The sequence below is a fragment of the Streptomyces sp. NPDC031479 genome (assembly GCF_055581065.1).
The window spans coordinates 497,420-511,158 of record NZ_JBVIKC010000002.1 but is presented as its reverse complement, the minus strand read 5'-3'; the positions used below and the strand labels follow the sequence as shown (position 1 = coordinate 511,158).

The following is a 13,739-nucleotide window of genomic DNA, read 5'->3' as shown; positions in this document are numbered from 1 at the left end:
ATCCACCGAAGTGGACGGGGTATCAACTTCTGGCGTTGATTTTTGGCACGCTGTTGAGTTCTCAAGGAACGGACGCTTCCTTTGTACTCACCCTCAGTAACACTTACTGGGGCTTTCCTCCGGGCTTTCGTTCTGTTGTTCTTGCGTTTCCGACTCTATCAGACTCTTTCGTGTCCGATTTCCCTCGGCGCTTTCGAGGTTCTGCGCTTTCGCGCTTTCCCTTTCCGGCGATCCAAACTCTAGCAGTGGATTTCCGTCTCTCCGACCACCGTCCGTTTACCGAAAGGGCACGCGGAAAGTATGGAGATTGAGAGTTGCACTGCTGGAGGAGGAGTCCCGTCCATCGGTTGTTCGCGAGAAGTTCACACGACACGTCCTGGCGGGAGTCACGACAGTACAGGCCCCGTGGTGCCCAAGCAAATCGATTCACGCGTATGGTCTAGTCCACCGGTCTAGTCCACTAGTCTCCGTGCCGAAGGGTCAGCCCGGAGCGGGACCACATCGGGCGAACCCGAACATCCTGTGACATATCCTTCCGAGAGTACGCCGTTCGCGACAGGTAGTGACGGCGACACGAAGAAGCCCCACCCCTGGGAGGCCCCCATGACCAGCGTGACGTCCCCACTTGCCGGGCGTGCCATCGGACTCGCGGCAGTGCCCGATCCGGTGTTCTCCGGCGCGATGGTGGGACCGGGCACCGCTATTGATCCCGTGCGCGAGCCCTCGGAGGCGGTGGCGCCCGTGGACGGTGTGATCGTCTCTCTGCACCCGCACGCGTACGTGGTAGTCGACGGTGAGGGCCACGGTGTGCTCACGCACCTCGGGATCGACACCGTCCAGCTCAACGGCGAGGGCTTCGAGCTGCTCGTGAACAAGGGCGACACCGTCACGCGCGGCCAGACGGTCATCCGCTGGAACCCCGCCGCCGTCGAGGCCGCCGGCAAGTCCCCGGTCTGTCCGGTCGTGGCGCTCGAAGCGACCGCCGACTCCCTCTCCGACGTCGTCGAGTCGGGGGACGTCAAGGCCGACGACGTCCTTTTCGGCTGGCAGTGACGCGTCCGCCCGTACGGGCGAGTCGGACATCCACCGCGGCGGCAGGGCCCGCCGCTCAATCGGAGACGGGTGAAATGGAGACAACGCTGCGAGGCGTCGGCGTGAGCCACGGTGTGGCGATCGGCGAGGTTCGGCACATGGGCACGGCGGTTCTCGAACCGCCGGCCAGGCAGATCACCGCGGACGAGGCGGGACGCGAACAGGGGCGCGCCCGTCAGGCCGTGGAGGCTGTGTCCGCCGACCTGATCGCGCGCGGCCAGCTGGCCGGTGGAGAGGCTCAGCACGTGCTGGAGGCCCAGGCGATGATCGCCACGGACCCCGAGCTGATGGCGGACGTGGACCGGCGGATCGCCGTCGGCAGCACGGCCGAGCGCGGTATCTACGACGCGTTCGCCTCCTACCGCGACCTGCTCGCGGGGGCCGGCGAGTACATGGCCGGGCGGGTGGCCGACCTGGACGACGTGCGCAACCGCATCGTGGCGCGCCTGCTGGGCGTTCCGATGCCGGGCGTGCCGGACAGTGACGAGCCGTACGTGCTGATCGCCCGGGACCTGGCGCCCGCCGACACCGCTCTGCTCGACCCGGCGCTGGTCCTCGGTTTCGTGACCGAGGAGGGCGGCCCGACGAGCCACAGCGCGATCCTGGCGCGTGCGCTGGGCGTGCCGGCGATCGTGGCGCTGCCCGGTGCCGGTGAGATCGCCGAGGGCACGGTCATCGCGGTCGACGGCAGCACGGGTGACCTGTTCGTCGAGCCGACCGCGGAGAAGCGGGCCGAGCTGGAGGCCGCGGCCGCCGAGCGGAAGGCGGCGCTGGCCGCCTCCTCCGGTCCGGGCGCGACCTCGGACGGTCACAAGGTGCCGCTGCTGGCCAACGTCGGCGGTCCGGCGGACGTGCCGGCGGCCGTGGAGGCCGGTGCCGAGGGTGTGGGTCTGTTCCGCACGGAGTTCCTGTTCCTGGACGACAGCAAGAAGGCGCCGTCCGAGGAGAAGCAGATCGAGTCGTACCGAAAGGTGCTGGAGGCCTTCCCCGAGGGCCGTGTGGTGGTGCGGGTGCTGGACGCCGGCGCCGACAAGCCGCTGGACTTCCTGACGCCGGGCGACGAGCCGAACCCGGCCCTGGGCGTGCGCGGTCTGCGCACCCTGCTGGACCACCCGGACGTGCTGCGCACGCAGCTGACCGCGCTGGCCAAGGCGGCTGAGGGCCTTCCGGTGCACCTGGAGGTCATGGCCCCGATGGTGGCCGACCGGCTGGACGCCAAGGCCTTCGCCGACGCCTGCCGCGAGGCCGGTCTGCGGGCGAAGTTCGGTGCGATGGTGGAGATCCCCTCCGCCGCGCTGCGGGCGCGCTCGATCCTGCAGGAGGTCGAGTTCCTGTCGCTGGGTACGAACGACCTCGCGCAGTACGCCTTCGCCGCCGACCGTCAGGTGGGTGCGGTGTCTCGGCTCCAGGACCCGTGGCAGCCGGCGCTGCTCGACCTGATCTCCATGTCGGCCGAGGCCGCCAAGGCGGAGGGCAAGAGCTGTGGTGTCTGTGGTGAGGCCGCTTCGGACCCGCTGCTGGCCTGTGTGCTGACGGGTCTGGGTGTCACCTCCCTCTCCATGGGTGCCGCTTCGATTCCGTACGTGCGGGCGACGCTCGCCAAGTACACGCTCGCGCAGTGCGAGCGCGCGGCCGCGGCCGCGCGTGCGACGGACAGCGCGGATGAGGCCCGGGCGGCGGCCCAGGCGGTGCTGTCCGGCGAGTAGCCGTGGCGTGTGTGATCGATCGAGGGGCCTTCGCCGGTGGCGGGGGCCCCTCGGTCGTGTGCGGGGGCGGTCAGTGGTGGGGGTCGGGAAGGTCCACCTCGTAGCCCGGGCAGTATTCGACGCCCGGTTCGGGTGCCACGGGCTCGCCGGTGTCGGCGTCGGTGCAGTAGGCGTCGAAGACCGAGGCGGCGTTGAGGGCGATCAGGCGGCCCCGGTCGAGGCGCCAGCCGTGGACCCGGTCGCGGAAGCCCTCGGTGGTGCTGCGGAGCACCAGTCCCCCGGCGGCGCCGAGGGCGAGGCCGGCGGCGAGGACGGTCACGAATTCGAGGCCTTCCGGGCTTTCGATCCGGGGTGGGCCGCAGGGGTCGTCGGGTGCTTCGGCGTGGAGGACGGCGAGGAGCTGTTCGTCCGGGGCCGGGACGCTGCAGACGAGGTGGTGGTGGCCGGGGCCGGCCACGGCGAGGAGCCGCCGGAGGATTGCGGTGGCCCGTTCGAAGGAGGCGCGGCCGATGTCGGTGCCGCAGTCGGCGCATTCTCCGGCGCGGGCGAGGAGCATGCCCGCGTACTCCCTGGTCGCCTGCCGGAGGGACGCGTCGACGAGGAGGGGGACCAGTTCCTCGACGGGCTGGCCGGTGTAGGGCAGGCCTCCGGGGCCGCCCAGTCCGGCGGTGAAGCGGGTGCGGGCCGCGGCGGTGTCCGGGTCGAGGCCGTGTTCGGCGCAGTAGTCGGCGTACTCCTCGGGGTCGAAGAGGGCGACGGTGGTGTGGACGCCTTCGGCGGCGAGGGTGCGGAGCAGGGCGTCGACGTGGCGGAGGTAGTCGGCGTAGGCGTCGTGGTGGTCGAAGCAGAAGCTGCGGTAGTCGCGCATGGCCGCGAAGTCCCCGGGGTCGGCGAGGAGGCCGACGGTGCTGGGGACCTCGCGGCGCAGCGTGCCGTTGATGTCACGGGTGGTGCGCGAGGTGTCCGGTGTGCCCTTCATGGTTCCCCCTGAGTGGTGCGACAGCTTGCTCACTCAGAGTAATCGCGGGCACTGACAGTCACTTCCGGGTGCGGGCCAGCTCCTCGTAGAAGGCGAGCAGGTCCGGGTTGTCGACCGAGCCCGGGTTGACTGCCTTCTCCAGGGGGGTGCCCTGGAGGAGCCGCTTGACGGGGACCTCGATGCGCTTGCCGGTCAGGGTGTGCGGGACGGCCGGGACCTCGATGACCTCGTCGGGGACGTGGCGCGGGGAGAGCTGCTCCCGGATGGTGGCGGCGATCTTCTTGCGCAGCGCGTCGTCGAGGACGGCGCCGGGGGCGAGGTGGACGAAGAGCGGCATCCAGTAGCCGCCGTTCGGCTCCTCCAGGCCGATGACCAGGGACTCCTTGATCTCGGGGAGGCGTTCGACGGCCTCGTAGATGTCGGCCGAGCCCATCCGGACGCCCTGCCGGTTGAGGGTGGAGTCGGAACGGCCGTGGATGACCACCGAGCCGTGGTCGGTGATCGTGATCCAGTCCCCGTGGCGCCAGGCGCCGGGGAACATCTCGAAGTAGCTGTCGCGGTAGCGGCTGCCGTCGGGGTCGTTCCAGAAGTGGATCGGCATGGACGGCATGGGGGCCGTGACGACGAGTTCGCCGACCTCGCCGGTGAGCGGCTTGCCCGCGGGGTCCCACGCCTGGAGGTCCGTACCGAGGCAGGCCGCCTGGAGTTCGCCGATGTGGACCGAGAGGGTGGGGACGGCGCCGGCGAAGCAGCTGCACACGTCGGTGCCGCCGCTGACGGAGGCGATCCAGAGGTCCTCGGCCACTTCGTCGTGGAGCCAGCGGAAGCCGTCGGGCGGGAGCGGGGAGCCGGTGGTGGCGACGCACTTCACGGCGGAGAGGTCGAAGTCCCGGGAGGGGTGGACCTCGGCCTTGCGGCAGGCCATGACGTAGGCGGCGGAGGTGCCGTAGAGGGTGGCTCCGGTGCGTTCGGCGATCCGCCACTGGGCGCCGGTGTCGGGGTAGCCGGGGCTGCCGTCGTAGAGGACGACGGTGGTGCCCGTCAGCAGGCCGGAGACGAGGAAGTTCCACATCATCCAGCCGGTGGAGGTGAACCAGAAGAAGCGGTCCTCGGGGCCGAGGTCGCAGTGCAGGCCGAGCTGCTTGAGGTGCTCCAGGAGGATGCCGCCCTGGGACTGCACGATCGCCTTGGGGGCGCCGGTGGTGCCGGAGGAGTAGAGGATCCACAGCGGGTGGTCGAAGGGGACCGGCTCGAAGACGGGCTCGGTGTCGGCGGAGGTCAGCTCCGACCAGGGGCGGGTGCCCTCGGGGGCGGGGGTGCCGAGCAGCGGGATGTGGACGACGGCGCGCAGCGAGGGGAGCCCGTCGCGCAGTTCGGCGACGGTCTCGCGGCGGTCGTGCTCCTTGCCGCCGTAGCGGTAGCCGTCGACGGTGAACAGGACGACCGGCTCGACCTGCTCGAAGCGGTCGAGGACGCTGCGGGCGCCGAAGTCGGGGGCGCAGGAGGTCCAGACGCCGCCGACGGCGGCGGTGGCGAGGAGGGCGACGACGGCCTCGGGGATGTTGGGGAGGTAGCCGCTGACCCGGTCGCCGGGGCGGACGCCGAGGGCGCGCAGTTCGGCGGCGAGCGAGCCGACCTGGCGGCGCAGTTCCGCCCAGGTGACGGGCGTGGGTTCGTGGGTCTCGTCGACGTGGAGCAGGGCGGGGTCCGCGGCGCGGGCCGGGTCCTCGGCGGCGCGCAGGGCGTGCTCGGCGTAGTTGAGGGTGGATCCCGTGAACCAGCGGGCGCCGGGCATGGAGCGGTCCGCGAGGACGGACTCGTAGGGGGTGGTGAAGCGGACCTCGAACCACTCGGCGACGGCCTGCCAGAAGGTGTCGAGCTCGTCCACGGACCAGCGCTGCAGGGCCGGGTAGCCGCCGTCGGCGGGGGCGCCGAAGCGGTCCGCGGCCCAGGCCTGGAAGGCGGTGACGCGGGCCGCGGCGATCCGGTCGGGGCTCGGGGACCAGAGGGGTTCCGGCTGAGTGGCTGAGGTCATGGGTCGGCTCCCGGTCGAGTCTGTGGATCGCGCTTCGTGTGCGTACGGTGCCACCGCCGCGTGGGTGTGTGCGCGGCGGCTCACAGGGACCATGCCATGTGATCGACATCCGCACCAGAGCTGTCCCGGGCGGTCGGCTGTGATCGTTTTCCGGGTGAACGGAAGCTGAACGCACCCCGCGGGCCGGGAGGCCGGTGGCAGGGTGAGCGGCATGGACGGTCGTGATCTGGTGCGTGCGGTGAAAGAGATCGGTACGTCGCGCGGGCGGCGGGCCTGGCGCTCGGCCTGGAGCCATCGGCGGGCGGACGTCGAGGGGCTCCCGCGCCGCGGTGCGGAACGGGCGCGGGTGCCGGGACTGCTGGCGGGGACGCAGGCGCGGCCGGGCGGGGGCGTGCTGCGGTTCGCCCGTTCCGAGCTGCTGGTACGGGTGACCGTGGGCGGGGCCGTGTTCTGGGGCTGGGACGGGGCGGAGCCGACGCCCTCGTACGCCGTGGTGGGCGGCGGGCCGGAGCCCGATCCGCGGGCGGTGCTGGAGCCGGACACGGGCGGCGGCTGGCGGGTGGTGTCGGAGCGGGTGACGGTGGCGGTGTCCCGGCACGGGGCGGTGGAGGTGCGGACCCCGGGCGGGGCGGTGCTGCGGCGGGAGCTGCCGCCGCGCTGGTGGGATCCGGTGACGGGCCCCGCCGAGGGCGGGTCCCGGTGGCTGCAGCGGGCGGAGGTGCCGGCGGACGCGCGGTTCTTCGGGCTGGGCGGGCGGGCGCGGGGGCCGCGGCTGCGGGACGGGGAGTACCGGCTGTGGAACACGGACCCGAAGGGCGGGTTCGGGCCGGACACCGATCCGCTGTACATCACGATGCCGGTGCAGATGGTGGTCGCGGACGCCGGGACGCACCTGGCGTTCTACGACAACACCTGGGACGGGCGGGTGGCGCTGCGCGGCGGTGAGGAGGGGGCCGGTTCGGGCCCGGACCGGCCGGGGGCCGGCGAGCTGCGCATGGAGGGCGGCCCGGCGCGGTGCTGGGTGCTGGTGGGGACACCGGCGCGGGTGCTCCAGGGGTGGGCGGGCCTGACGGGCGCGGCGGCTGTGCCGCCCGAGTGGGCCCTGGGGTACCAGCACGCGCGCTGGGGGTTCGGGAGCGCGGCGGAGGTGCGGCGGGTGGTGGACGGGTACGCGGAGCGGGGGCTGGCGCTGTCGGCCGTGCACCTGGACATCGACCACTACGACGCGCACCGGGTGTTCACGGTGGACCGGGAGGCGTTCCCGGACCTGCCGGGGCTGGCGGCGGAGCTGGCGGAGCGGGGGGTGCGGCTGGTGTCGATCGTGGATCCGGCGGTGAAGGCGGGGGACGCGGTGCACGCCGCGGGGCTGGCGGTCGGTGACCACGGGGCGTTCGTGCGGGACGCGCGGGGGCGGGAGGTGCGGGGGGAGGTCTGGCCGGGCGAGTGCGCCTATCCGGACTTCACGGATCCGGCGGTGCGGGAGTGGTGGGGCGGGCTGTACGGGGAGCGGCTCGGTCAGGGCTTCGCCGGGTTCTGGCACGACATGAACGAGCCGGTCTCGTTCGCGCCGTGGGGGGACGCGACGCTGCCGCGGTCGGCCCGGCACGTGCTGGAGGGGGCGGGCGGGGACCACCGGGCCGGGCACAACGTGTACGGGCTGTCGATGGCGCGGGCCGGGTGGGAGGGTCTGGTGCGGCTGCGGCCGGCGGAACGGCCGTTCCTGTTCTCCCGGTCGGGGTGGGCGGGGATGCAGCGCTACGGGGGCACGTGGTCCGGAGACGTGGAGTCCGGCTGGGACGGGCTGCGGGCCTCGCTGGCGCTGGTGCTGGGCCTCGGGCTGTGCGGGGTGCCGTATTCGGGGCCCGACGTGGGCGGCTTCGGGGGGTCGCCGTCACCGGAGCTGTACCTGCGGTGGCTGCAACTGGGGGCGTACCTGCCGCTGTTCCGGACGCACTCGGCGATCTGGGCGGGCCGGCGCGAGCCGTGGGAGTTCGGGCCGGAGGTGGCGGAGCGGGCCGCGGAGGTGCTGGCGGAGCGGGAGCGGCTGCGGCCGTACTTCGTGACGCTGGCCCACCTGGCGCGGCGGACCGGGGCCCCGTACGTGCGGCCGTTGTGGTGGGGGTGCCCGGAGGACCGGGTGCTGCGGGACTGCGAGGACGCGTTCCTGCTGGGGGACGCGCTGCTGGTCGCGCCGGTCCTGGAGTGCGGGGCGGACCGGCGGGCGGTGCGGTTGCCGCGCGGGCGGTGGTACGACACCGCCACGGGGGCGGCGCACGAGGGGCCCGCGCAGGTGCTGCTGGACGCCCCGCCGGGGCGGACTCCGGTGCTGGCGCGGGCGGGGGCGGTGCTGCCGGTACGGCGCCGGGACGGGACGGTGGGGCTGGAGGCGTGGGCCCCGGCCCGGGGCCGGACGGGCGGCGGGGTGGTCATCCGGGACCCGGGCCCGGGGTTCGAGGCGGGCGAGGTCGAGCGGTACACCGTGCGGTGGGCCGGGGACGCGGTGGTGGTGGAGGACGAGGCGGGCGCGACGGTGCGCGGCGTCGAGCTGCGGGGGCTGTGAGGGGCGGCGGGCGGGCGGCGGGCGGGCGACGGGCCGTAGGGCGGGCGGTGCCGGAAACGGTATAGCGGCGCTATAGGCCGGCGGGACAGCCTGTGGGGCGGCGGCGGGCCTGCCGCCCCGATCGGACAGGGAGTCAGTGATGGTCTTAGCCGGCACCACGACGCGGCCCCGCGCAGCGAACCGACGCCTGCTGGGCGGGGTGCGCAGACGGGACCTGGCGCCGGGTGCGGAGGTGGTCGGTGCCTGGCAGCTGGTGACGGTGTGGGCGCTGCTCCTGGTCACCGGGCAGCCCTCGGGCGGGTCGTTCGCGGAGCTCGGGCTGACGGCGGTGACCGCCGTCGCGGCGGGGTTCCTGCACGGGCTGCTGTTCGTCAAACCCCTTGCGGTGCTGGGCCGTTGGACGGCCCGGCTGAGCGCGTGGCCGGAGCCGGTCGCGGTCGCGGTCCTGGTGGCCGCGCTGTCGGTGCCGCCCGCCCTGCTCGTCCACCGGTGGCTCGGGACCCGGCCGGAGGCCCTGCCGGGCTTCGGGCACGTCTGGGCCTGGACGGCGCTGAGCGCGGTGCTCCCGCTGCTGGCGGGGGCGTACCTGCGCGCGCGGCCCGTTCCGGCGCGGGCGCTGTGGGCGCGGGGTGCGGTCGTCGCCTGCACGGTGGTGGGCGTGGTGACGCTGGCGTCACTGGTGATGGACCTGCCCGTGTAGGACCCCTGCGCGCCGGCCGCGCGGCGGGTGGATGCGGTGGCCGGCCGGACGCGACGCGGCCTAGGTGTATTGACCCGCGAACCAGGCGGCCGCCGCCCGGGTGTGGAGCGGGAAGGCCAGTTCGGCCGGTGCGCGCAGGACGTGCCAGCCCGTCGTCTCGTCGGTGGCGGCCGAGGGCGGCAGGGCGGACGTCGGGCGGGGCGGCAGGAGGCCGAAGACGAGCAGGTGGCCGGCCGGGGAGCTGAGGACGTCGGCCAGGGCGACCTCGCCGGCCGGGGCCTCGATGCCGGTCTCCTCGCGGAGTTCGCGGACGACCGCCTCCCGCCAGTCCTCGCCGAAGTCCACGAACCCGCCGGGCAGGGCGACGCCGCCGAGGGCGGGTTCGATGGTGCGGGTGATGACCACCAGGCCGGTGCCGGAGGCGTCCTCGACGGGGAGCAGGGCGATCGCGACCGGGAGCGGGTTGCGGTAGGTGACGGCGCCGCAGGCGGCGCACGTCCGGGGCCAGGACGCGGTGTCGAACAGGGCTCCGCAGGTGGAGCAGTGCGAGTCCTTCAGCTGTGCCGGCATGCGGCGATGGTATTCCAATGGGCATGAGGATGCTGGTGGTCGCCGCGGTGCTGGCCGGGCTGGCGGTGCCCGCGGGCGCGGAGGGCCGGCTCGCGGGGTTCGTGGCGTTGCGGGACGTGGATCCGGGCATCGGCGAGGACATGCGGTACGCGGGCCCGCGGAACTTCACGGGTGCGGTCGTGGACGGTTACGCGGAGCCGGTGTGCCTGCTGGCCCGGCCGGCCGCCGAGGCCCTGCGCCGGGCGCAGCGGGAACTGCTGCGCGGCGGGTACGCGTTGAAGGTGTACGACTGCTACCGGCCGCAGCGGGCGGTGGACCGGTTCGTGCGCTGGGCCGGGGAGCCGGACGACCCGACGGCGAAGGCGGAGTACTACCCGGAGGTGGACAAGGGCCGGCTGATCCCGGAGGGGTACATCGCGGCGAAGTCGGCGCACAGCCGCGGGAGTACGGTCGACGTGACGCTGGTCGCGCTGCCCGCCCGCCGGGAGGTGGACATGGGGACGTCCTTCGACTTCTTCGGTCCGGCCTCGCACACGGACTCCCCGGAGGTCACGGCGGCGGCGCGGGCGAACCGGCGGCTGCTGGAGCGGGTGCTGGGGGCACAGGGGTTCGTGAACCTGCCCGAGGAGTGGTGGCACTTCACGCTGCGGCCCGAGGTCTTCCCGGACACGGCATTCGACGTTCCGGTGTCTGTCGCCGCCGGGCGGCCCTGAGTAGCGTGCCCGTATGACCTTCGGATCGTACGAGGAATTCTGGCCGTACTACGTCGCCATGCACTCCCGGGCCGCCACGCGGTGGGTACACCTCTGCGGGACGCTGTCCGGGCTGGCGCTGACCGTGTACGGGGTGGCGCGCGGGCGCCGGCGGTACCTGGCCGCACTGCCCGTGATCGGGTACGGGGCCGCGTGGCCCGCGCACTTCCTGATCGAGGGGAACAACCCGGCCACCTTCGGGCATCCGGCCTGGTCACTGCGGGGGGACGCGCAGATGATCCGGATGATGCTGGCCGGGCGGGACGCGGAGCTGGACATGATCGCGCGGAAGTGGCTCGCCGAGAACCGGTGACCCCCGGCGCCCGCCGTGGCAGACTTCTGACGCTTCGTCAGATGACGCTGTCCGGGAGGGGTCTTGGAACGCACACGCACACCCGTCGTGCAGGGGTGGTTCACGGAGGCGGACGCGGAGGGCGGCTTCCGCCTGCTCGGCACCCGGTGCTCCGCCTGCACCGCGGTGTTCTTCCCGCGCGAGGACGCCCACTGCCGCAATCCGCACTGTCCCGGCGGGGGCGAGCTCGCCGAGGTCCCGCTGTCCCCGCGCGGCCGGGTCTGGTCCTACACCGACGGCCGCTACCGGCCGCCCGCACCGTACGTGTCCGATCCGGCCGTGCCCTGGGAGCCGTACACCCTCGTCGCGGTGGAGCTGGAGGCCGAGGGGATGGTCGTGCTCGGACAAGGAGCCCCCGGGGTGACGGTGGCGGACCTGGAGGTCGGCATGGAGGTCGAGGTGGTGGGCGGCGTCCTGCACGAGGACTCCGCGACCACCTGGCTGACCTGGCAGTTCAAGCCGGTGGGAGGGGCCTCGTGAGCGGGGACCGGGCGGGCGCGGACGGGCCGGGCGGGGCTCCGGTGCGGGGCGAGGTGGCCGTCCTGGGGGCCGGCATGCACCCCTGGGGCAAGTGGGGGCGCGGCTTCGTGGAGTACGGACGGGCCGCCGCCCGTACCGCGCTCGCCGACGCCGGGCTGGAGTGGACCGACGTCGATTCCGTCGTCGGGGCCGACACCGTGCGCTCCGGTTACCCGGGCTACGTCGCCGGGGCCACCTTCGCGCGGGCCCTCGGCTGGCAGGGCGCCCGGGTGACCAGCGTGTACGCGGCCTGCGCCTCGGGGGCCCAGGCCATCGGGGCGGCACGGGCGCAGATCCTGGCGGGGCTGGCGGACGTGGTGCTGGTGGTGGGCGCCGACGCGGCCCCGAAGGGCTTCTTCGCCCCGGCCGGCGGCGAGCGGCCCGACGACCCGGACTGGCTGCGGTTCCGGGTCCTGGGGGCCGTGAACCCGGCGTACTTCGCGCTCTACGCCCGCCGCCGCATGGCCCTGTACGGGGACACCGGTGAGGACTTCGCGCAGGTCAAGGTGAAGAACGCGGCCGCGGGGGCGCTCAACCCCAACGCCCGCTACCGCAAGGCGGTGACCGCCGAGGAGGTGGCGGCCTCGGCGGTGGTGGCCGATCCGCTGCGGCTGCTGGACATCTGCGCCACCTCGGACGGGGGCGCCGCCCTGGTGCTGAGCAGCATGGAGTTCGCGCGGGCGCGGGGGGCGGCGGACCCGGTGCGGATCCGGGCGGTGTCCACGGTGACGCCCACGTATCCGCGTACCGTGCTGGACCTGCCGGACATCGCGACCGACTCGGCGGTGGCGGTGGCGCCCGCCGCCGGCTCCTTCCGGTCGTCGATCGCGCGCGCCGCCTACGAGGAGGCGGGGCTGGGGCCGGGCGACCTGTCGCTGGCCGAGGTGTACGACCTGTCGACCGCGCTCGAACTGGACTGGTACGAGGACATCGGCCTGTGCGGCGAGGGCGAAGCGGTCAAGCTCCTGCGGGAGGGGGCGACCGCGCTCGGCGGGCGGGTGCCGGTCAACCCGAGCGGCGGGCTGTCCTCCTTCGGGGAGGCGGTGCCGGCGCAGGCCATCGCCCAGGTGTGCGAGCTCACGTGGCAGCTGCGGGGTACGGCCGGGGCGCGGCAGGTGCCGGGAGCGCGGGCCGGGATCACCGCGAACCAGGGGCTGTTCGGCCACGGCTCGGCCGTCGTGGCGGTGCGCTGAGGGGGCGGCGGGGGCCGTGAACTGGGTGTGTTGTCGGGGTGCTTGACGGCCCCCGGCGGCGGGTTCACACTCTGTCCACGGTCCCGCGCCGCGAGCGGGATCCCCGGATCCCCCCATGAGAGCTGCGGCCCGTACCCCAGTCGGCGGGGGTACGGGCCGCCTCCATGACGCGCGGACGCGTCCGGAGGGAGCTCGGGCCCCGAGCCCGAGCCGGGACGCTCAGGCCCAGGACCCTCAGGCCCCGGCGCTCAGGCTCCTGCGGCGGGACCGGGCCAGGGACATGGCGTGTTCGACGACGCCCACGAGGACGTCCTTGACCGATTCCCGGTCCCTGGCGTCGCAGAGCAGGACCGGCACCTCCGGATCGAGGTCGAGCGCCTCGCGGACGGTCACGACGGGATGGCGCTCGGCGCCGTCGAAGCAGTTGACCGCGACGACGAAGGGGATCCCGCGCCGCTCGAAGTAGTCGATGGCGGCGAAGCAGTCGGCGAGGCGGCGGGTGTCCGCCAGCACCACCGAGCCGAGGGAGCCCTGCGCCAGCTCGTCCCACAGGAACCAGAAGCGGTCCTGGCCCGGCGTGCCGAAGAGGTAGAGCACCAGGTCCTCGCGCAGGGTGATGCGGCCGAAGTCCATGGCCACCGTGGTGGTGCTCTTCCCCTCCACCCCGTCGATGTCGTCGACGGCGGCGCCCGGTTCGGACAGGCGTTCCTCCGTCCGCAGCGGACGGATCTCGCTCACAGCACTGACCAGGGTGGTCTTGCCCACCCCGAAACCGCCCGCGACCAGGATCTTCAGGGTCAGCGGCTCGACCGGCGACACGGCATGCATCGCGCCGGTGCGGCTAGAGCGCCCGAAGGCCATCGATCACCTCACGCAGAATGGATTCATCAGGCAGTTCGGCCGGGGGCACCGGCCTGGTCACGTGGACCAGTTCGTCGTGGACGAGGTCGCCGATCAGGACCCGCACCACGCCGATGGCGAGGTCCAGGTCCGCGGCGAGTTCCGCCACCGACTGGGGGCGTTCCCGGCACAGCCCGAGGATGTGGGCGTGCTCCGGGGACAGGGTCAGGTCCCAGACCGGATCGTCGGCCGCCGCTTCCGCGACGACGAGGGCGATCAGGTCCAGGCGGTGCTGCCCGGCGTGGCTGGTCCGGCCACGCGTCATGGCGTAGGGGCGTACGACGGGACCCGCGTCGTCGTCGAACCAGTGCGGGTGGCCGGTGTCGGGCTGGGTCCCCCGGGGATCGCCGGGTCGGTCCTGGCCTGGGTCGCTCATTCCGT

General features: G+C 73.6%; 14 protein-coding genes. 9 read left to right on the top strand and 5 right to left on the bottom strand.

From position 1 onward, the window contains the following. The 3 genes from ACZ5D2_RS04965 to ptsP all read left to right on the top strand — a co-directional run. Positions 1–311, top strand: a 311-nt coding sequence (locus ACZ5D2_RS04965) for a hypothetical protein (RefSeq protein WP_468927218.1), incomplete at its 5' end; no start/stop codon positions are given. Between the two features lie 292 nt (positions 312–603). Next, entirely contained in the window at positions 604–1,053 is a 450-nt protein-coding gene (locus tag ACZ5D2_RS04960) for a PTS sugar transporter subunit IIA (RefSeq protein WP_371679575.1), read from the top strand. A gap of 74 nt (positions 1,054–1,127) precedes the next feature. Then, positions 1,128–2,798 (top strand): phosphoenolpyruvate--protein phosphotransferase, encoded by a 1,671-nt coding sequence (ptsP, locus tag ACZ5D2_RS04955; RefSeq protein WP_468927215.1) that lies wholly within the window; start codon positions 1,128–1,130, stop codon positions 2,796–2,798. A 70-nt stretch (positions 2,799–2,868) separates the two neighbouring features. On the opposite strand, the gene ACZ5D2_RS04950 is transcribed toward ptsP, so the two are convergent. Both ACZ5D2_RS04950 and ACZ5D2_RS04945 read right to left on the bottom strand, forming a co-directional pair. Further along, positions 2,869–3,777, bottom strand: coding sequence for a hypothetical protein (locus ACZ5D2_RS04950; RefSeq protein WP_468927212.1), 909 nt, complete (start codon positions 3,775–3,777; stop codon positions 2,869–2,871). A gap of 58 nt (positions 3,778–3,835) precedes the next feature. Then, positions 3,836–5,812, bottom strand: coding sequence for an acetoacetate--CoA ligase (locus ACZ5D2_RS04945; RefSeq protein ID WP_371679572.1), 1,977 nt, complete (start codon positions 5,810–5,812; stop codon positions 3,836–3,838). Positions 5,813–6,023: 211 nt separating this feature from the next. On the opposite strand from ACZ5D2_RS04945, the gene ACZ5D2_RS04940 reads away from it, so the two are divergent. Both ACZ5D2_RS04940 and ACZ5D2_RS04935 read left to right on the top strand, forming a co-directional pair. After that, positions 6,024–8,372, top strand: a complete 2,349-nt coding sequence (locus ACZ5D2_RS04940; RefSeq protein ID WP_371679571.1) for a glycoside hydrolase family 31 protein — start codon at positions 6,024–6,026, stop codon at positions 8,370–8,372. Positions 8,373–8,511: 139 nt separating this feature from the next. Next, positions 8,512–9,072 carry a hypothetical protein gene (locus ACZ5D2_RS04935; RefSeq protein WP_371679570.1) on the top strand — a complete coding sequence of 187 codons (561 nt, stop codon included), beginning with the start codon at positions 8,512–8,514 and terminating at the stop codon, positions 9,070–9,072. Positions 9,073–9,132: 60 nt separating this feature from the next. On the opposite strand, the gene ACZ5D2_RS04930 is transcribed toward ACZ5D2_RS04935, so the two are convergent. Continuing rightward, a complete protein-coding gene (locus ACZ5D2_RS04930; RefSeq protein ID WP_371679569.1) occupies positions 9,133–9,642 on the bottom strand; it encodes an NUDIX domain-containing protein in 510 nt (169 codons plus the stop codon). Positions 9,643–9,659: 17 nt separating this feature from the next. Between ACZ5D2_RS04930 and ACZ5D2_RS04925 the strand changes: the two genes are divergently transcribed. The 4 genes from ACZ5D2_RS04925 (at position 9,660) to ACZ5D2_RS04910 (ending at position 12,458) form a co-directional block, all read left to right on the top strand. Beyond that, on the top strand, positions 9,660–10,355 hold the full coding sequence (locus ACZ5D2_RS04925) for a M15 family metallopeptidase (RefSeq protein ID WP_371679568.1): 696 nt from the start codon (positions 9,660–9,662) through the stop codon (positions 10,353–10,355). Positions 10,356–10,368: 13 nt separating this feature from the next. Next, the gene (locus ACZ5D2_RS04920; protein WP_266837690.1) at positions 10,369–10,707 is read left to right on the top strand and encodes an Mpo1-like protein; all 339 of its coding nucleotides are present in this window, start codon (positions 10,369–10,371) and stop codon (positions 10,705–10,707) included. Positions 10,708–10,770: 63 nt separating this feature from the next. Continuing rightward, positions 10,771–11,226 (top strand): Zn-ribbon domain-containing OB-fold protein, encoded by a 456-nt coding sequence (locus tag ACZ5D2_RS04915; RefSeq protein WP_371679567.1) that lies wholly within the window; start codon positions 10,771–10,773, stop codon positions 11,224–11,226. Between the two features lie 41 nt (positions 11,227–11,267). Beyond that, positions 11,268–12,458 carry a lipid-transfer protein gene (locus ACZ5D2_RS04910; RefSeq protein WP_371681344.1) on the top strand — a complete coding sequence of 397 codons (1,191 nt, stop codon included), beginning with the start codon at positions 11,268–11,270 and terminating at the stop codon, positions 12,456–12,458. 234 nt (positions 12,459–12,692) lie between these two features. Here the strand turns inward: ACZ5D2_RS04910 and ACZ5D2_RS04905 are convergent, their stop codons facing one another. Both ACZ5D2_RS04905 and ACZ5D2_RS04900 read right to left on the bottom strand, forming a co-directional pair. Then, positions 12,693–13,319 carry a GTP-binding protein gene (locus ACZ5D2_RS04905; RefSeq protein WP_266837694.1) on the bottom strand — a complete coding sequence of 209 codons (627 nt, stop codon included), beginning with the start codon at positions 13,317–13,319 and terminating at the stop codon, positions 12,693–12,695. Then, positions 13,300–13,734 carry a DUF742 domain-containing protein gene (locus ACZ5D2_RS04900; protein WP_371679566.1) on the bottom strand — a complete coding sequence of 145 codons (435 nt, stop codon included), beginning with the start codon at positions 13,732–13,734 and terminating at the stop codon, positions 13,300–13,302. Before ACZ5D2_RS04900 ends, ACZ5D2_RS04905 begins: the two co-directional genes overlap by 20 nt. Between the last annotated feature and the right edge of the window lie 5 nt (positions 13,735–13,739).

Bases quoted from the DNA above. Each gene is read 5' to 3' on its own strand.
- ACZ5D2_RS04960 (WP_371679575.1), top strand. From the start codon at position 604: ATGACCAGCGTGACGTCCCCACTTGCCGGGCGTGCCATCGGACTCGCG.
- ptsP (WP_468927215.1), top strand. From the start codon at position 1,128: ATGGAGACAACGCTGCGAGGCGTCGGCGTGAGCCACGGTGTGGCGATC.
- ACZ5D2_RS04950 (WP_468927212.1), bottom strand. From the start codon at position 3,777: ATGAAGGGCACACCGGACACCTCGCGCACCACCCGTGACATCAACGGC.
- ACZ5D2_RS04945 (WP_371679572.1), bottom strand. From the start codon at position 5,812: ATGACCTCAGCCACTCAGCCGGAACCCCTCTGGTCCCCGAGCCCCGAC.
- ACZ5D2_RS04940 (WP_371679571.1), top strand. From the start codon at position 6,024: ATGGACGGTCGTGATCTGGTGCGTGCGGTGAAAGAGATCGGTACGTCG.
- ACZ5D2_RS04935 (WP_371679570.1), top strand. From the start codon at position 8,512: ATGGTCTTAGCCGGCACCACGACGCGGCCCCGCGCAGCGAACCGACGC.
- ACZ5D2_RS04930 (WP_371679569.1), bottom strand. From the start codon at position 9,642: ATGCCGGCACAGCTGAAGGACTCGCACTGCTCCACCTGCGGAGCCCTG.
- ACZ5D2_RS04925 (WP_371679568.1), top strand. From the start codon at position 9,660: ATGGGCATGAGGATGCTGGTGGTCGCCGCGGTGCTGGCCGGGCTGGCG.
- ACZ5D2_RS04920 (WP_266837690.1), top strand. From the start codon at position 10,369: ATGACCTTCGGATCGTACGAGGAATTCTGGCCGTACTACGTCGCCATG.
- ACZ5D2_RS04905 (WP_266837694.1), bottom strand. From the start codon at position 13,319: ATGGCCTTCGGGCGCTCTAGCCGCACCGGCGCGATGCATGCCGTGTCG.
- ACZ5D2_RS04900 (WP_371679566.1), bottom strand. From the start codon at position 13,734: ATGAGCGACCCAGGCCAGGACCGACCCGGCGATCCCCGGGGGACCCAG.